The sequence below is a fragment of the Pseudomonas sp. rhizo25 genome, from assembly GCF_031931935.1.
In the GTDB taxonomy this organism is placed as follows: Bacteria; Pseudomonadota; Gammaproteobacteria; order Pseudomonadales; family Pseudomonadaceae; genus Aquipseudomonas; species Aquipseudomonas synxantha.
The window spans coordinates 18355-34903 of record NZ_JAUJXA010000002.1 but is presented as its reverse complement, the minus strand read 5'-3'; the positions used below and the strand labels follow the sequence as shown (position 1 = coordinate 34903).

The 16549-nt window shown below is 60.3% G+C and carries 15 protein-coding genes; 8 read left to right on the top strand and 7 right to left on the bottom strand.

The window, feature by feature from the left end; translation table 11 throughout:
• The first annotated feature begins 2 nt into the window (after positions 1 to 2).
• From QZR30_RS03765 to QZR30_RS03755, 3 genes are all read left to right on the top strand, one after another.
• Positions 3 to 881: an endonuclease/exonuclease/phosphatase family protein gene (locus tag QZR30_RS03765; protein WP_046070282.1), complete on the top strand. Its 879-nt coding sequence runs from the start codon at positions 3 to 5 to the stop codon at positions 879 to 881.
• On the top strand, positions 878 to 2941 hold the full coding sequence (locus QZR30_RS03760; protein WP_311902947.1) for a GGDEF domain-containing protein: 2064 nt from the start codon (positions 878 to 880) through the stop codon (positions 2939 to 2941). Before QZR30_RS03765 ends, QZR30_RS03760 begins: the two co-directional genes overlap by 4 nt.
• Positions 2942 to 3029: 88 nt before the next feature.
• Positions 3030 to 3806: an N-acetylmuramoyl-L-alanine amidase gene (locus tag QZR30_RS03755; RefSeq protein WP_046070284.1), complete on the top strand. Its 777-nt coding sequence runs from the start codon at positions 3030 to 3032 to the stop codon at positions 3804 to 3806.
• Between the two features lie 105 nt (positions 3807 to 3911).
• Here QZR30_RS03755 and QZR30_RS03750 read toward each other — a convergent pair whose 3' ends face one another.
• Positions 3912 to 5699 (bottom strand): ATP-binding protein, encoded by a 1788-nt coding sequence (locus QZR30_RS03750; protein WP_046070285.1) that lies wholly within the window; start codon positions 5697 to 5699, stop codon positions 3912 to 3914.
• 10 nt (positions 5700 to 5709) lie between these two features.
• Entirely contained in the window at positions 5710 to 7056 is a 1347-nt protein-coding gene (gene algB, locus QZR30_RS03745; RefSeq protein WP_046070286.1) for a sigma-54-dependent response regulator transcription factor AlgB, read from the bottom strand.
• 391 nt (positions 7057 to 7447) lie between these two features.
• On the opposite strand from algB, the gene QZR30_RS03740 reads away from it, so the two are divergent.
• The 5 genes from QZR30_RS03740 (at position 7448) to QZR30_RS03720 (ending at position 11822) form a co-directional block, all read left to right on the top strand.
• A complete protein-coding gene (locus QZR30_RS03740) occupies positions 7448 to 7732 on the top strand; it encodes a hypothetical protein (protein ID WP_059396796.1) in 285 nt (94 codons plus the stop codon).
• A 78-nt stretch (positions 7733 to 7810) separates the two neighbouring features.
• The gene (locus QZR30_RS03735) at positions 7811 to 7975 is read left to right on the top strand and encodes a DUF1328 domain-containing protein (protein ID WP_003187386.1); all 165 of its coding nucleotides are present in this window, start codon (positions 7811 to 7813) and stop codon (positions 7973 to 7975) included.
• Between the two features lie 2 nt (positions 7976 to 7977).
• Positions 7978 to 8445, top strand: a complete 468-nt coding sequence (locus tag QZR30_RS03730; RefSeq protein WP_057023179.1) for an inhibitor of vertebrate lysozyme family protein — start codon at positions 7978 to 7980, stop codon at positions 8443 to 8445.
• A 717-nt stretch (positions 8446 to 9162) separates the two neighbouring features.
• The gene (gltP, locus tag QZR30_RS03725; RefSeq protein WP_043048349.1) at positions 9163 to 10494 is read left to right on the top strand and encodes a glutamate/aspartate:proton symporter GltP; all 1332 of its coding nucleotides are present in this window, start codon (positions 9163 to 9165) and stop codon (positions 10492 to 10494) included.
• A gap of 98 nt (positions 10495 to 10592) precedes the next feature.
• The gene (locus tag QZR30_RS03720) at positions 10593 to 11822 is read left to right on the top strand and encodes a nucleoside recognition domain-containing protein (protein WP_046070288.1); all 1230 of its coding nucleotides are present in this window, start codon (positions 10593 to 10595) and stop codon (positions 11820 to 11822) included.
• A gap of 92 nt (positions 11823 to 11914) precedes the next feature.
• Here QZR30_RS03720 and QZR30_RS03715 read toward each other — a convergent pair whose 3' ends face one another.
• From QZR30_RS03715 to QZR30_RS03695, 5 genes are read right to left on the bottom strand one after another with little or no spacing between them, the layout of a single operon-like run.
• Complete coding sequence (locus QZR30_RS03715) at positions 11915 to 12526, bottom strand: ABC-type transport auxiliary lipoprotein family protein (RefSeq protein ID WP_056847549.1); 612 nt, start codon at positions 12524 to 12526, stop codon at positions 11915 to 11917.
• Positions 12523 to 13461 (bottom strand): MlaD family protein, encoded by a 939-nt coding sequence (locus QZR30_RS03710; protein ID WP_046070290.1) that lies wholly within the window; start codon positions 13459 to 13461, stop codon positions 12523 to 12525. Before QZR30_RS03710 ends, QZR30_RS03715 begins: the two co-directional genes overlap by 4 nt.
• Position 13462: 1 nt before the next feature.
• A complete protein-coding gene (locus tag QZR30_RS03705; protein ID WP_014716351.1) occupies positions 13463 to 14266 on the bottom strand; it encodes an ABC transporter ATP-binding protein in 804 nt (267 codons plus the stop codon).
• Positions 14263 to 15411, bottom strand: a complete 1149-nt coding sequence (locus tag QZR30_RS03700; RefSeq protein WP_059396788.1) for an MlaE family ABC transporter permease — start codon at positions 15409 to 15411, stop codon at positions 14263 to 14265. The genes QZR30_RS03705 and QZR30_RS03700 overlap by 4 nt, the downstream gene beginning before the upstream one ends.
• A 54-nt stretch (positions 15412 to 15465) precedes the next feature.
• Complete coding sequence (locus QZR30_RS03695; RefSeq protein ID WP_043048357.1) at positions 15466 to 16497, bottom strand: DUF5924 family protein; 1032 nt, start codon at positions 16495 to 16497, stop codon at positions 15466 to 15468.
• Positions 16498 to 16549 lie beyond the last annotated feature (52 nt).

Sequence of the window (16549 nt, the reverse complement as noted above, 5' to 3'; positions counted from 1 at the left end):
TTATGCGCCGCTGGCGTACCGAACGCGCTGTTGGCCTGCATGACCCGCAGGTCAACGAGCACCACCTGGAGTCCACGGGGCTGCCGCCGGACAGCCGTCTGCGCCTGCTTAGCTTCAATATCCAGGTCGGTATCAGTACCGAGAAGTATCGGCACTACCTCACCCGGGGCTGGCAACACCTGCTACCCCACAACGGTCGGGCCGGTAACCTGCAGAAAATCGGCACCCTGCTCAACGACTTCGACCTGGTCGCCTTGCAGGAGGCCGATGGTGGCAGCATGCGCTCCGGTTATATCAATCAGGTGGAACACCTTGCCCAGCTCGGTGCTTTCCCTTATTGGTACCAGCAACTCAACCGCAACCTTGGGCGCCTGGCGCAGCACAGCAATGGCGTGCTCAGCCGCCTGAAGCCCACCGCCATCGAAGATCATCCGTTACCAGGCCCCAAAGGGCGCGGGGCGATCCTCGTGCGTTTCGGCGAAGGCCCGGAGGCCTTGGTGGTGGTGATGATGCACCTGGCGCTCGGCGGGCGCACGCGCAACCTGCAACTGGCCTACGTGCGTGACATGATTGGCAACTACAAGCATCAGGTGCTGATGGGTGACATGAACACCCATGCCAATGACCTGTTGCAGAATTCCCCGCTACGCGACCTCGGACTATTGGCGCCGCAAGTCGAGGCCACGTTCCCCAGCTGGCGCCCACAGCGTTGTCTTGATCATATTTTGCTCAGCCCGACCCTTACGCTCGAAAGCGTGCAGGTACTGGCGCAGCCTATTTCCGATCACCTGCCGGTCGCGGTAGAGATTCGTCTGCCGGGTTCGCTCACGGCTGATGCGTTCCCCGCATTGAGCCCAGGCACCAGCGGACCCCTTGCATGAGCGACGACGCCCAGCGTTGGAAAGAGAAATACCTCAAGAGCATTGAGCAGCAAGACAAGCTCGAACGCCGCTGGGCTGCCCGCCTCGACCTGCTGCGCCGCGGGCTGGTACGCAGCACGCTGGCCGCTGAAGGCACTGATCGCGCCGTCGATCAATGCATGAAGGAAATGCGTGACGTCGTGCGTACCGACGATATGGACGCTGCCCTCGCCGCCTTGCTGCCACGCCTGGAAAAGGCCGTGCTCGATTCCGAGCAGCGTCGCGAAACCCGGGTCGACCAGATCAGCACCGCGCTCACCGCCTTGGTTGCCCAGTTGCAAAAGCTCCCGCTGCCCCGCGAAGTGGCGCGGCCGCTGAAAACCTTCGCCAAGCAGCTCGATGGCCGCGTCGGGCAAGCCCGGGAGATACCACTGCTGCTCAGTGAGCTGAGCAGCCTGCAAGGGCAGGCGCTGAATAACCTGGAGCCTGAGAGCGAAACCGCGCGTTCGGGGCCGGGCCTGCTGCAGCGTTTGTTTGGTAGTAAAGACGCCTCGAGTGAAGCCCCAGAGGCTGACGCCGCACCACTGTCTCCACCAGAAGTATCGCCGTCAAAGCCTGTTGTGCCAAAACCGGTGCCTGAGCCCCAAGAGCCCGCGCAATCGGAAGAGTTGACACAAGCCTTGCGTGCCTTTGCGCCAGCGCCGCAAACACCCGTCGCCTTTAAGCCAGAGGCTGTTGCGCAGGCCAAGGTGGAAGAGGCCACCAGTGACACATTTGTATTCGAGGCCTCCGCTCAAGGGCAACCTACGGTAGCGCCTGCGCCAGTAATTGAGCCCGACGTGCAGGAGCCTCCGAGTGCGGAGCCTGCGCATGAAAGTGCACTCGCCGCCTTTATCGAAGCACCGCAGGTTCAAGTAGACATACCCGATGAAACCACCATCGGCAGCCTGTCTCTGCCGCCCGTACTGGAAAGCCCCGAGCCAGACGACCTGCAATCAGGCGGGATATACGCCCTGCCTGATTCGCCCGAACCGTCCTACAGCTCTGTGGCCAAGCACATCGAAGACACTTTACTCGGCTTGCTGGAAGACTTGTCGCTGCCCGAGCGCCACCGGCCCCAGGCCGAGGCCATGCGTGAGCGTCTCGCCCATGGCCTGAACTGGTACGAACTGCTGCCGATCCTCGATGACTTGGCGGTGCTGATGCTGGCGATCACTGACAGCGGCCAGCATGAGTTCGAGGCTTATCTCAAGCAGCTCAACGAGCGCCTCGAGGCATTCCAGGGCCATCTGCAGGTCGCCAGCGAAGACCACGCCGATAGCAGCCTGGCTGCGCGGGAACTGGATACGCAGATCCGTGAACAGGTCGACGGGCTGCAAAGCAGCGTGCAGGAAGCCGCCGATCTGGACAGCCTCAAGCAAGTGCTCGAAAGCCACCTCGAAGGCTTGCTCGGCACCATGGACGCCCATCAGCAGCAGCGCGACCAGCGCGAACAGGAAGTGGCTGCACGCCTCAAAGGCCTGGCGGAGCGGGTGGCCAACATGGAACAGGAAGCCCTGGGTTACCGCGAGCACTTGGAAGTGCAGCGCCAGAAGGCCTTGCTCGACCCGCTCACTGGCTTGCCCAACCGAGCCGCGTGGAGCGAGCGCCTCGATTATGAGGTCAATGCCTGGCATCAGCGTGGAAACAGCCTTTCGCTCGCCATGCTCGACCTGGATCACTTCAAGCGTATCAACGACGGCTACGGACACCTGGCGGGCGACAAGGTCTTGAAGATCATTGCCAATGTGCTGAGCAAGCGCTTGCGGCCCACCGACTTCATCGCACGCTTCGGCGGCGAAGAGTTCGTGCTGTTGATGCCCGATTCAACGTTAGCGGATGCCTTGGCCGTGGGTGAGGTGTTGCGCGGCGCCATCGCCGCCTGCCCGTTCCACTTCAAGGGCGAACCGGTGACGATCACGGTGTCCATGGGCGTGGCGCAGTTTCAGCCCGGCGAGCGCAGCGACCTGGCACTCAAGCGCGCCGACGGAGCGCTGTATAAGGCGAAGGCGGCGGGACGCAACCAGGTACAGGCGGCATAAAAGATGTTCCATTTTGTAATTTGACGGCCTGGGCATACACGTTACGTTACACTGTTGCATTATCGACTTTCAGTGTAATGCTTCTGCCATGAAATCTTTGTATATCGCTTTTGCGTTTCTGCTGCTCACCGGCTGCGCCAGCGGCCCGCGGCTGAACACCAGCCATCCTTCGGTGAACCACGACAACCGCATACAGTTCGTTGTCGTGCATTACACCTCCGCCAACCTTGAACGCTCCCTGGCGTTGTTGACCCATGGCCAGGTCAGCAGCCATTACCTGATCGGCGACGACGCCTCAGGCACCATCTACAAGCTGGTGGATGAAAGCCAGCGCGCCTGGCATGCCGGTGAAAGCGAGTGGATGGGGCGCACCTGGCTCAACTCCAGCTCCATCGGCATTGAGATCGTCAACCCAGGGTTCAGCGATACGCCGACGGGGCGTGTGTGGTACCCGTATTCCGAAGCGCAGGTAAAGTCACTGATCGTGCTGCTCAAGGACATCAGCAAGCGTAATGGCATCGACCCCAAGAACATCATTGGGCATAGCGACATTGCCCCGCTGCGCAAGCTGGACCCGGGCCCGTTGTTCCCTTGGAAGCGCTTGGCCGCGGAAGGCCTCGCTGTCTGGCCGGATGCCCAGGCGGTGGCCCGATTCCAGGTGCAGTACGCCGCACAGCTGCCGAGCATTACCTGGTTCCAAGAAGAATTGGCTCGCCTGGGCTACCAGACACCGCAGACCGGAGAGTTGGATGTAGCCACGCGTCATGTGATCGCAGCGTTCCAGATGCGCTTTCGTCCATCATTGTTCGATGGCACCCCGGATGCTGAAAGCGCCGCGATCCTGCGGGCCCTGAATCAGCGCTGATCGTGTACATGTAGGAGCGAGCTTGCTCGCGAAGAATCTCAACGATAGCGCGGCGCTGTCAGGCAGCCCGCGTCGTTCATGCCTTTTTCGCGAGCAAGCTCGCTCCTACAACGGCAGCGCCATATAGAACTGCGTGCCCTGCCCCGGCCGTGAATACACACCCATGCGGCCGCCATGCAGTTGCACGATCTCCTTGCACAGTGCCAACCCGAGGCCCGCCCCGCCTTTCTTGCGGCCGACCTGCACAAAGGGCTCGAAGATGCGCCCTTGCTGGCCATAGGCGATGCCTTCGCCGTTATCTTCAACGCTGATAATCACCCGCTCGCCATGACGTCGCGCCTGCAGGCGAATCTGCCCGCCTTCGGCGGTATGGCGCAGGGCATTGCCCAGCAGATTGTCGAGCACGCGCTCCAGTTGGACCTGGTCGGCATACAGGCGCGGTAAGTCTGGCTGGGTTTCCACCAGCAACTCAATGCTCTGCGCGTTGGCAGGCTCGACGAACCGGGCCCGTGCGTGCTCCAGCAGGTCGGTCACATCGCAGGCCCCAAGGGTGAGCTTTTGCAGGCCGTTCTGGTAGCGCGAGAAATTGAGCAGGTCGTTGATCAGCTGCATCAGGCGCTGCATTTCTTCATTGACCGTATCCAGCAGGTCCGCTTCGCGGGAATCCGCCGGGAATTTGGCCCGTTCGCGAAACAGGCCGAAGGCCATGTGCATACCGGTCACCGGCGTGCGCAGCTCATGGGAGGCGCGCAGCACAAACTCGCTGCGCACCCGCTCAAAGGCGCGTTGTTCGGTGACGTCATGCAGCACCATCACCGCGCCGAGAATATGCCCCTGTGTATGGCTGACAGGCGTCAGGCTGTAGGTCAGCAGACGCAGCTCGCCCTCGACTTCCACCTCCAGGTCGTCCGGCGCCCGCTCCAGATTACCGCCGCGCAGCACCAGTTGCAGTTGTTCATCCATTTCCGCACGGCCCAGGGCTTCCCCCAGACCTTGTCCGAGTCGTTCCTCATCCCAGCCCAGTTGGCGCTGTGCGACGGGGTTGAGGTGCTCAAGGCAGCCTTGGCGATCAATCATCAGCAAGCCGTCATCGATACTGTCGAGTACCGCTTGCAGGCGCTGCTGACCGGCCAGCAACTCATCAACATTGGTGGCCTGATGTTGGCGCAATGCTTCGGCCATGATGCCGAAACGGCGGGTCAACTGGTTCATTTCCGCCGCCGAAGAGATAGGCAGCGTAACCTCGAAATCGCCCTGACCGATCTTGTCGGCGGCCTTGGCGAGCGCCTCGATGGGGCCACCGAAACGCCGCGCGATGCCGTGGGCGGTGACGAAGCCGATAATCAGCACCGCAAGCCCCACCAACCCGAGAAGGCCGGCGATCAATAACGCCCGCTCGCGGGATTTATGCTCGCTGGTGCTGATGTTTTCCAGCGCCCGCTTGTGATCGGCGATCAGGCCGTTGCGCAACACGTTGAAAGTTTCAGTCAGCTTTTCCTTGCTGCCTGCAGGCGGCGAGGCTTGTTGAGATTGGTCGAACGCCTCGAGAAGGTTCTGGTAATCAGCCTTTGCCTGGCTGAAACCATGGCTTCTTCCATCGAGCTGCTCATGGGCGACGCCTTCGTCCAGCAGCTCGAAATAGTGACGCTTGGAGGCTTGCAGGGCCTCGGGGTCGGGTCGTTTTTCCAGCATCATGATCAGCTGGTCGCCCAGGCTCTGGCGCAACTTGAGCCCCAGGTCCAGGGTGATGAAATTGCTGCGGATCAACGATTCCTGGGTCTTGGCCATTTGCATGACGCTGACCAGGCCCAGGATCAACCCCAGCAAGGCCACGGTGATCAGCGCTGAGATGCTCAGGAATAACCGAGTGCGCAGTTTCATCGCGAGCTTCATAAAGTCCTGCTCACAGGTTGTACTGTTTGCGTTTGCGGTACAGGGTCGACGCGTCGATGCCGAGAGTGCGGGCTGCTTGGTCCAGGGTGTCACTGGTAGCGAGTACCGCGCCGATGTGGGCTTTTTCCAGTTCGTCCAGGCTCAGTGCGGCGCCGATACGCGGCGCATTGTTGGTCGGTTGTTCGGCCATCCCCAAGTGGCTGATCTCGACCTTCTCCTGCGGGCAGATGATGCTGGCGCGCTCCACCACGTTGCGCAGCTCGCGGATATTGCCGGGCCAGCGATAGTTGAGCAGCGCTTCTCGAGCGTCATCACTGAAGCCGCGAGCGGGACGGGCGTATTCCTTGACGAAGCGCGCCAGGAAGCGGTCGGCCAGGGCCAGGATGTCCTCACTGCGTTCGCGCAACGGCGGCAGGTGCAAGGTGATGACGTTGAGGCGGTACAGCAAGTCTTCACGGAAGCGGCCATCACGCACCATGTCTTCCAGATTCAAGTTGGTGGCTGCAAGGATACGTACATCGGCGCGACGGGTGACCGGGTCGCCCACACGCTCATACTCTTTATCTTGAATGAAACGCAGCAATTTTGGCTGCAACGTGAGCGGAAAGTCGCCGATTTCGTCGAGAAACAGTGTGCCGCCGTCCGCCTGGTTGACTCGGCCCAGCGTGCTTTCACTGGCGCCGGTGAACGCGCCGCGGCTGTGGCCGAACAGCTCGCTCTCCATCAGTTCGGCGGTCAGCGATGGGCAGTTGATGGTTACGCAGGATTTTTTCGAGCGTTTGCTCCAGCCATGGATAGCCCGGGCCAGCTCCCCTTTACCGGTGCCGGACTCGCCGAGGATCAGAATGTTGGCATCGGTGCCAGCCACTTGGCGCGCGGTCTCCAACACCACCATCATTGATGGGCTGTGGGAGTCCAGGCCATCCTTGGACTGGCGCACCGCACCTTCCAAGGCTTCCAGGCGCGCCGAAAGCTGGCGCACTTCCAGTTGCTTGGCGGTGGCCAGGCGCAATTGATCCGGGCTGCAGGGCTTGACCAGATAGTCGGCGGCACCGGCCTGGATCGCGTCTACGGCGGTATCCACGGCGGAATGAGCAGTGACAATCACCACACGCATCCACGGTGCCTGGATACGCATCTGTGCCAGTACATCCAGGCCGTTATCTTCGCCAAGGCGCAAATCGAGAAAGCACAGGTCGAACACCTGGCGCTGCATCAGCGCGTCAGCCTGGGCCGCGCTGTTGGCGGTGGCTACGGTGTAGCCCTCATCCTCCAGGCAATAACGGAAGGTGCGCAGGATCGCGGACTCGTCATCCACTAAAAGAATGCGGCCTTGAAGTTCCTTGGCTGATCCCATCTGTCCCGCGCTCCTTAACTATAAATGTGATGGTGTTTAGTCCCGGAATAATCGGGCAAGTTGCATGGTTTATTCTGATTCATAAAAGGCATGTCCGTGCAGGTATCTGCACACTCCCGACACAAGTACCGGCTGATGGCGTTTTCATACCCTGCTGCCACTTCGGCAACGAGGTCTGCGGATTTGATCCGTCGATCCGACCATTGGCCATCGTGCATTTCGCACGGGTAACGCAGGGGCATCGTGCAGGATGCTAGGTGATAGATCTGTGTGTGGCATTTAACTCGTTGATTTTATTGAGTTTTATTTTGCAATAAAGCTGGCATGCACTCTGCAATATCTCTCCCAAGAGTGTCATGAACGAATAAACAGAATGCGGGAGAAAAGCAGCATGACTCGCCAAAGCCTCAGCCAATTGCGTGTATCCCCGCTTCGTATGCAGCAGGGCTTGTTTGCCAGTTTGGCATTGATGGTCACGCTGATTGCCGGCCAGCAAATGCAGCATTGGCAAGAGAGTGCGCAGCAAACCCCGCAATTTGAACGTCCGGTCATGACCCAGACCCACTTCCGTTCCATTGGCAGCGCCAGCGCTAATGTAACTGCCCCGCAATTGAGCTTGGTCGACCAGGATTCCACTCTGGACGAACTGCCAACCCAAGAGCGCTGGGTGTTCTAGGCAAGACAAGGTCGCTTGAATTGAGCGGCTGTACGGCACTACCGCTGTTACCCCTATAGAAGCATAAGGAGAATCACCATGTTGAGTTGGGCAATCACATTTCTGATCATCGCCATTGTGGCTGCAGTCCTAGGCTTTGGTGGTATCGCGGGCACCGCCACCGGTATCGCCAAGATTCTCTTTGTGGTCTTCCTGGTGATGTTTATCGCTTCGTTCTTCTTTGGTCGTAAAGGCCGAGGCTGAATATGACCACTCTGCCTTTTAAAGCCATTGCTGCCGCCCTGCTCTTGGGCGGCAGCAGCCTGGCCATGGCCGCCAATGACGGCCAGTCCCGGGCTAACGAATTGCTCAGCGCGGACCCGCAGTACCGTGAGACCTGGCAAGACGTGGTGAAGAAAGAACAGCGCCTGCCGGAATGGGTGATGAACCTGTCGGGCACCGCCGAACAAATGAATGCTGTTGAAGAGGACGGTGACAAGTATCTGGTGGGCCCGCTTTGCGAAACTGCGGATACCTGCTTGAACAAGCGCCTCATTGTGGCCTTCAGTTTCGATAAGGAAGATGCCTACGCGATGTTGGTGGAAGTCCCAGCCGGTCTGCCGGCCGACAAGTCCCCGACACGGCATGCCGATTACCGTTTCCTCGGTAAGCCGGATGAAGGCATGCAAAAGCTGTTGATGGAACAACTGAAGAAAGATCCGAATTGGTACTAGGTTCCGTCTGAAACGGAGCCTGCGTCCATAGAAAGAAGCCCCTGCGCTTCTTTCTGTTTGCATCGCTCGCCAACAGTGATGCATGACCAGGGGGCCGGGTTGCTCTGATCCACCGAGATCGGCGTGACCTACGGGCACAGGGAGTGCCTGCGCAAGGGCCGGGTCAGGCGAAAAGCTGCGACGCAAGTTCACAAGCCCTCAAGCTTGCTGAACTTGCGGCGGGCTTATGACTCTCATCCCCCGCGCTTCATGCCTTTCATAGCCGTCATTTCAGTTTTTGCCTTACACCAACCATTACTGGGTATGTCAGCGTGACCATCTATCTAGAAATTTTCGTCCTCGCCATAGGACTTTTCTGGCGCTAGGTGGTGGATTTCTCACGCATTTCTGCCAATCACTTCAAGTCGTCCTGCTTCGCTAAGCGAGCCTGATTTGGCAGCTTCACGGCATATTCACCCGCCTCAATGGCGTATTCGAACTGACCGTTCGGACAATTATTTTCAAAAAAAGCCATGCCGATTCGGCATAGGGTAGGCGTTTACGGCATTAGACGTCGCCCCCTTGCATGGGAATAGTTGCGCCTTTTTTCGCCTGCCAGTAAGCCATTTCGGCCACGCTGCGGTGACCTTCCATGGAGGCTGATGCTCACACTTTTTCGCTTTCGGGCGTTCCAGCTGGCGCATTCGCCTTAAGTCCACTTGAAGTAAGGGTAATGACATGAAGAAGGCAAAGCTAAGCCTCGCCTGGCAGATCCTCATCGGTTTGGTACTGGGGATCGCAATCGGTGCAGTGCTCAACCATTTCAGTGCTGAAAAGGCCTGGTGGATCAGCAATGTGTTGCAGCCGGCAGGCGATATCTTTATCCGCCTGATCAAGATGATCGTGATCCCGATTGTGATTTCCTCGCTGATCGTCGGCATTGCCGGTGTAGGCGATGCGAAAAAGCTCGGACGTATCGGCGTCAAAACCATCCTTTACTTCGAAGTGGTCACCACCATCGCCATCGTGGTCGGCCTGTTGCTGGCCAACCTGTTCCACCCGGGCGCCGGCATCGATATGAGTACCCTGGGTACCGTCGATATCTCTAAGTACCAGGCGACCGCCGCCGAGGTACAGCATGAACACGCGTTCATCGAAACCATCCTCAACCTGATCCCATCGAATATTTTTGCAGCGGTGGCCCGTGGCGAGATGCTGCCGATCATCTTCTTCTCCGTGCTGTTCGGCCTGGGCTTGTCGAGCCTCAAGCCTGAGCTGCGCGAGCCTCTGGTGACCATGTTCCAGGGCGTTTCCGAGAGCATGTTCAAAGTTACCCACATGATCATGAAGTACGCCCCTATCGGCGTCTTTGCCCTGATCGCGGTGACCGTCGCCAACTTCGGCTTTGCCTCATTGCTGCCGCTGGCCAAGCTGGTGATCCTGGTTTACGTGGCCATCCTGTTCTTTGCCTTTGCGGTACTGGGCTTGATCGCTCGCCTGTTTGGCTTCTCGATCCTGAAAGTGATGCGCATCTTCAAGGACGAGCTGGTGCTGGCGTACTCCACTGCCAGTTCCGAAACCGTGTTGCCACGTGTGATCGAGAAGATGGAAGCCTATGGCGCGCCGAAGGCGATCTGCAGCTTCGTGGTGCCGACCGGTTACTCGTTCAACCTCGACGGTTCGACCCTGTACCAGAGCATCGCCGCGATCTTTATCGCACAGCTGTATGGCATCGATCTGTCGATCGGCCAGCAACTGATGCTGGTCCTGACTCTGATGGTGACCTCCAAAGGTATCGCCGGCGTGCCGGGCGTGTCCTTCGTGGTATTGCTGGCCACCCTGGGCAGTGTGGGCATCCCGCTGGAAGGCTTGGCGTTCATTGCCGGTGTCGACCGTGTAATGGACATGGCGCGTACTGCACTGAACGTGATCGGTAATGCCTTGGCCGTACTGGTTATCTCCCGCTGGGAAGGCATGTACGACGATGCCAAGGGCGAGCGCTACTGGAATTCCCTGCCGCACTGGCGCAGCAAGGAAGCGCTGCCGGCCGGCGAGATCACTCGCGGCTGATCGCTCGATTGCGCTGACACAAACCCCGGATAATTCCGGGGTTTGTCGTTTCTGCCAGCCCCGTTATCATTCGCCCCATCTTTCGGGGGATTTAACTGATGCTCAATGGCCTGTGGCTTGGCTTCTTTGTCGTGGCAATGGTGTCAGCACTGGCGCAATGGCTGGTGGGCGGTAACGCCGGGATTTTCGCAGCGATGGTGGAAAGCATTTTCGCCATGGCTAAATTGTCGGTGGAAGTCATGGTGCTGCTGTTCGGCACCCTGACCTTGTGGCTGGGCTTTTTGCGCATCGCCGAGAAAGCCGGGATCGTCGACTGGCTGGCCAAGGCCCTTGGCCCGTTGTTTCGCCGCCTGATGCCGGAAGTGCCCGCCGGCCACCCCGCCATCGGCTTGATCACCCTCAACTTCGCTGCCAACGGCCTGGGCCTGGACAACGCCGCCACGCCCATCGGGCTGAAGGCCATGAAGGCGCTGCAGGAACTCAATCCGATCCCCAATACGGCGAGTAACGCACAAATCCTGTTCCTGGTGCTTAACGCGTCGTCGCTGACGCTGTTGCCGGTGACCATCTTCATGTACCGCGCCCAGCAAGGCGCCGCAGACCCGACCCTGGTGTTCCTGCCGATCCTGCTGGCCACCAGCGCGTCGACCCTGGTGGGCCTGCTGTCGGTGGCGGTGATGCAGCGCCTGCGGTTGTGGGACCCGGTAGTGCTGGCCTACCTGATCCCCGGAGCATTGATACTGGGCGGCTTCATGGCGCTGCTGGCGACCCTGTCTGCCACGGCGCTGGCCGGCTTGTCGTCGATCCTGGGTAACCTCACACTGTTTGGCTTGATCATGCTGTTCCTAGTGATCGGTGCCCTGCGCAAGGTCAAGGTGTACGAAGCCTTCGTCGAAGGGGCCAAGGAAGGCTTCGACGTGGCCAAGAACCTGTTGCCCTATCTGGTGGCGATGCTGTGTGCGGTGGGTGTGCTACGTGCCTCGGGAGCTTTGGACTTCGGGCTGGAAGGGATTCGCCATGTGGTGGCCTGGACCGGCATGGATACGCGTTTCGTCGACGCGCTGCCAACGGCGATGGTCAAGCCATTCTCCGGCAGTGCGGCGCGGGCGATGCTGATCGAGACTATGCAGACCCAGGGGGTGGATAGCTTCCCTGCGTTGGTGGCGGCGACGATTCAGGGCAGTACTGAAACGACGTTTTATGTGTTGGCGGTTTATTTCGGCTCGGTGGGCATCCAGCGGGCGCGGCATGCGGTGGGCTGTGCGTTGCTGGCGGAGTTTGCCGGTGTCGTGGCGGCTATTGCGGTGTGCTACTGGTTCTTCGGTTAAGCCTTAGATTGCTATCGGGGGCAAGCCCCCTCCCACACTTGATCTGCGAATGCATTCAAAATGTGGGAGGGAGCTTGCCCCCGATGAGGCCGTCAGCGTTTTAAGGCAGCCTTGCCCTGCTGCACCACCCAATTCACCACCTGCCCATTCAACTGATCCCCCGCCTTACCAAAGGCTGCCACCACCGCGGGCACCTTGGTGTCACCCACCGGCTGCCTTACCTCAAACCGCCGGCTGGCGATAATCCGCTGGTCACTGCCGCGCACCAACCGTGCGTCGAGGCGAATCACGACATCTACCGCTTTGCCACTGTACTCACTCTGAAACGCCTGCAATTGCCCGCCCAGCTCATAGTCGGCTTGCAGGTTGGTCTCGTCGGTACTCAACAACGTCACTCGCCCGTCCCGTTGGAAGCCGTCCAGCAGGCGGTTGCGTAAAAGCACTGGCGCCGGGTCGCTCCAGCGTGAGTTTGCATAACTGCTGATCAGGTTGCCGTCAGGCACCACGGCAATGCGTGGGCTGTCGAGGAATTCGCTGGTCTGGGGCTTGCTCACCCGCAATGACCAACTTACCGGTGTGCCTTGAGTGGTTGGCTGTGCAGATACCAGGCGGTATACGTCCGATGGATCCGGCTTGGGCAGGATTGAACACGCACTGACCAGTGCCAGAGCCACAGGGGCGATCATTTGGTAAGCACGCTTCATGGCGTGAACTCCTTGTTCTTGTCACTGCCCAGCAGGTAACCGCTGGGGTTGGCTTCCAGGCGACGAGAGATGGCGCGCAGCGAACCAAGGGTTTCACGCAATTCGCGCACCGCCGGCGCCAGTTCGTTAAGGCCCTGCATGCCGCTGTTCACCGAGTCCTGGTTGTTGGTCAGCAAGCTGTTAATGGTGGCGGTGCTTTGCTCCAGGGATTTCATCGCCTGCTCGGCGCTGCCGAAGGCTTGCTTGCCTTGCTCGTTGAGCAGGCCATTGGCGCTACGCATCAGTACGGTGGTTTGCTCGAGAGCGGCGCCGGCCTGTTTGCTCACCTGCATCAGTTGCTGCATCACCACCTTGATATCGCCTCGTTGCTCGGCGATGGCCCCGGTGGTTTGTTGCAGGTTGTCCAGGGTGTTGCTCAGGCGTTCGACGTTTTCCCGGGAGAACATGTGGTTGGCGTTGTGCAGCAGCAAGTTGACGCTGGTCATCAGGTCGTTGCTGTTGTTGAGCAGGCGAGCGATGGGCGATGGGGATGCGATGATTTCCGGCAGGTTGCCGTCCTTGCCCTTGAGCTCCGGGCTCTGTGGGGTGCCGCCGCTGAGCTGGATGATCGAGGTGCCGGTGATGCCGGTCAGCGCCAGCTTGGCCTGGGTGTCTTCCTTGATCGGCGTCTGCCCGGCCAGGCGGATGCGCGCCAGGACGCGGCGCGGGTCTCTGGGGTCCAGGCGCAGGCTGGTGACGTCGCCCACCTTGATCCCGCTGTACTGCACCGCACTGCCCTGGGACAGGCCGCTGACCGCCTCGTTGAAGATCACTTCGTAATCCTGGAAGGCGCTGTCGACGCTGGACTTGGCCAGCCACAGGCCAAACAGCATCGCGCCGACCACCACTATTACGCTGAACAGTCCGATCATCACATGATGGGCTCGGGTTTCCATGTCATACCTCGTTGAGCGATTGAGCGGCATCCAATGCCGCGCGGCCCCGGGGGCCGTGGAAATATTCGTGAATCCAGGCGTCGTCGGTTTCCGAGACGACATCGATGGCGTCGGCCACCAGCACTTTCTTCTGCGCCAGCACCGCCACGCGGTCGGTGATGGTGTACAGCGTGTCCAGGTCGTGGGTGACCAGGAACACACTCAAGCCCAACGCGTCGCGCAGGGTCAGGATCAGTTGGTCGAACTGCGCGGCGCCAATCGGATCGAGGCCAGCGGTGGGTTCATCGAGGAACAGGATGTCCGGGTCCAATGCCAGCGCACGGGCCAGGGCCGCGCGCTTGATCATGCCGCCGGACAATGAGGCCGGGTATTTGTCGGCCGCCGACAGTGGCAGCCCGGCCAGCGCCAGCTTGACCGCCGCCAAGTGCTCGGCGTCGGCGCGGCTGAGGCCGGCGTGTTCAATCAACGGCAGGGCGACGTTCTCGGTGACGGTCAGCGAGGAAAACAGCGCGCCCTTCTGGAACAGCACGCCAAAGCGTCGTTCCACCAGCGAGCGTTCATGCTCAGGCAGGCTCGGCAGGTTCTTGCCGAACACCCGCACTTCACCCTCACTGGGGCGCCGCAGGCCGACGATGCTGCGCAACAGCACCGACTTGCCGCTGCCGGAGCCGCCGACCACCGCCAGGATTTCGCCCTTGTACAAATCCAGGTCGAGGTTCTCGTGCACGCTCTGGCTGCCAAAGCGGTTGCACAAGCCGCGCACTTCAATCACCGCCTCAGTGGGCGCACGGTGTAGACGACTCACCAGCCCATCTCCATGAAGAACATCGCGGCGACCGCATCCAGCACGATCACCACAAAGATCGATTGCACCACGCTGGAAGTGGTGTGCGCGCCGACGGATTCGGCACTGCCGCTGACCTTGAAGCCTTCCAGGCAGCCAATGGCCGCGATCAGGAAGGCGAAGATCGGCGCCTTCACCATGCCTACCAGAAAGTGCTGCACGCCAATGTCCGATTGCAACAGCGATAGGAACATCGCCGGTGAAATATCCAGGGCCACCGCACACACCACGCCACCGCCGACGATCCCCGAGAGCATCGCCAGGAAGGTCAGCATCGGCAGCGCCACCAGCAGCGCCAAGACCCGCGGCAATACCAACAGCTCCATGGGGTCCAGGCCCAAGGTACGGATGGCGTCGATTTCTTCGTTGGCCTTCATTGAGCCGATTTGCGCGGTGAACGCACTGGCGGTACGGCCAGCAATCAGGATTGCAGTGAGCAATACGCCGAACTCCCGCAGGAAGGAGAACGCTACCAGGTCCACGGTAAAAATCGTCGCGCCGAAGCTCTTGAGCACCGTGGCGCCGAGAAATGCCACCACCGCGCCGACCAGGAAGGTCAGCAAGGCGACGATAGGCGCTGCGTCGAGGCCGGTCTGTTCGATATGCGCGACCATCGGCGTCAGGCGCCAGCGCTTGGGCCGCAGGATGCCACGGGCGAAAGTTTCGAGGATCAGGCCGATAAAGCCCAGCAGCTTCATCGCGTCTTGCCAGACGGTGTCCACGGCACGGCCGATGCGTGCCAGCACTTGGATGCCGACAGCCTCTTCCGGCTCTTTGATCGGCACGCAGAAATCATTCAGGGAGCGGTAGACCGTCTTGAGCAATGCGCGGTCTGCGGCTGGCAGGCTGCAATCGGTCTGCTCGGCGGAGTGTTCGATGCGCTCGGGGCCCAGCAGCTCCACCAGCAGCGAGGCGCCGGCGGTATCCAATGCGCCGAGGCCGTTGAGGTCGATGCGGGCGCCAGCGTCGTATTGGCCGTCGAGCTTGTCCGACAGCTTCTTCAGCGTGGTGTAGTGAGCAAGCGTCCAGTCGCCGGTAATCCGGAGCAAAGGTGGAGTGATGGACGTATCAAGGTGGGCCGCGCCGGCCGTCGTGCGAGTGGTCATAAGCTCCGAGCTTGTTTGGCTATCCACAATGGCTACGTAATAGCACACACTCGCCTACTTTGGGTTGTCCGCTTGTGCTGTGTCTATCACCTTGAAGCGCAATACACCGATGACTTGCCCGTCTTCGGTCAGCACCTGCACCTGCCAACGCCCTGCCGAGTCACCCGGGAAATTCTGCTTGTGAGTCCAGGCGCGGTAACCCTCCTTGCGACCGCCATGGATATCCAGGGCAATGCGGTCGACTTCCTGGCCATTGAATTTCCACACATGGTAGATCCGCTCATCCAGCCCGCGCGGTGCGTTGATCGCGGTGTAGGCGTACAGCCCACCACTGCGCAACTGGGCGGCAGTGACTTCCTTGAGGTGGTCGCCAGGTGTGCGGTCTTGCAGCTGGGTGCTGATCGCCACTTCGGTCATCCACAGGGTAGCGGGCGGCACCCAGCTGCGCAGGAACCAGCCGGCGCAGCCGATGGCGGCGGTGACGCCCAGCAGCATCGCCCAGCCTTTGAGACTGCGCAGCGGCAGGCTGACGGCCAGGCTGGGAATCGACAAGGCCATCGCCACGCCCAGTGCCAGTTTGTAGCTCTCGGCAGTGGTCAGGTGCAGGATGATCGGCAACGCGGTCAACAGTGCGGCGAATAAGGTCAGGGTATGCAGCGCGAGGAACAGTGAACGCTTGGGCGCCAGCCACTTGTAGTACAGCGGGTCGATGATCGACACCAGCGCGGCCGCGCCGAGCAGGCCGGTAAACACCGATTGGCCGCTGTTCCAGGCTGTGGTGATGAAGAAGAACGGCAGTACGAAAAACAGACTTTCCTGGTGGATCATCTGGGTGGCGTAGCGCAGCAGCGGTTCGGGGATTTCACGCTTGAAGAGCTTGGTGAACAGCTGCGTGAAGCTGTTTTCCAGCATCAGCCACAGCCAGCTCACCAGCATGATGACTGCGATCCAGCTGGCCATGCCCTGCTGGCGGTCCACCAGGATAAAGCTGCCCACGCCCGAGATGAAACCGCCGAGTGCGATTACCCCTGGGTAGCGCTTCATCAGTTCGAGGATGCGCTGGATTAAGTGGGTCAGGTTTGGCATCGGCGGTTCGCAGTCTTTATATGAAAAATCCCAGACAGAATAACGTCTTAGC

Bases quoted from the DNA above. Each gene is read 5' to 3' on its own strand.
- QZR30_RS03710 (WP_046070290.1), bottom strand. From the start codon at position 13,461: ATGGAAACCCGAGCCCATCATGTGATGATCGGACTGTTCAGCGTAATA.
- QZR30_RS03740 (WP_059396796.1), top strand. From the start codon at position 7,448: ATGACTCGCCAAAGCCTCAGCCAATTGCGTGTATCCCCGCTTCGTATG.
- gltP (WP_043048349.1), top strand. From the start codon at position 9,163: ATGAAGAAGGCAAAGCTAAGCCTCGCCTGGCAGATCCTCATCGGTTTG.
- QZR30_RS03735 (WP_003187386.1), top strand. From the start codon at position 7,811: ATGTTGAGTTGGGCAATCACATTTCTGATCATCGCCATTGTGGCTGCA.
- QZR30_RS03715 (WP_056847549.1), bottom strand. From the start codon at position 12,526: ATGAAGCGTGCTTACCAAATGATCGCCCCTGTGGCTCTGGCACTGGTC.
- QZR30_RS03695 (WP_043048357.1), bottom strand. From the start codon at position 16,497: ATGCCAAACCTGACCCACTTAATCCAGCGCATCCTCGAACTGATGAAG.
- QZR30_RS03700 (WP_059396788.1), bottom strand. From the start codon at position 15,411: ATGACCACTCGCACGACGGCCGGCGCGGCCCACCTTGATACGTCCATC.
- QZR30_RS03720 (WP_046070288.1), top strand. From the start codon at position 10,593: ATGCTCAATGGCCTGTGGCTTGGCTTCTTTGTCGTGGCAATGGTGTCA.
- QZR30_RS03730 (WP_057023179.1), top strand. From the start codon at position 7,978: ATGACCACTCTGCCTTTTAAAGCCATTGCTGCCGCCCTGCTCTTGGGC.
- QZR30_RS03760 (WP_311902947.1), top strand. From the start codon at position 878: ATGAGCGACGACGCCCAGCGTTGGAAAGAGAAATACCTCAAGAGCATT.
- QZR30_RS03755 (WP_046070284.1), top strand. From the start codon at position 3,030: ATGAAATCTTTGTATATCGCTTTTGCGTTTCTGCTGCTCACCGGCTGC.
- algB (WP_046070286.1), bottom strand. From the start codon at position 7,056: ATGGGATCAGCCAAGGAACTTCAAGGCCGCATTCTTTTAGTGGATGAC.
- QZR30_RS03750 (WP_046070285.1), bottom strand. From the start codon at position 5,699: ATGAAGCTCGCGATGAAACTGCGCACTCGGTTATTCCTGAGCATCTCA.
- QZR30_RS03765 (WP_046070282.1), top strand. From the start codon at position 3: ATGCGCCGCTGGCGTACCGAACGCGCTGTTGGCCTGCATGACCCGCAG.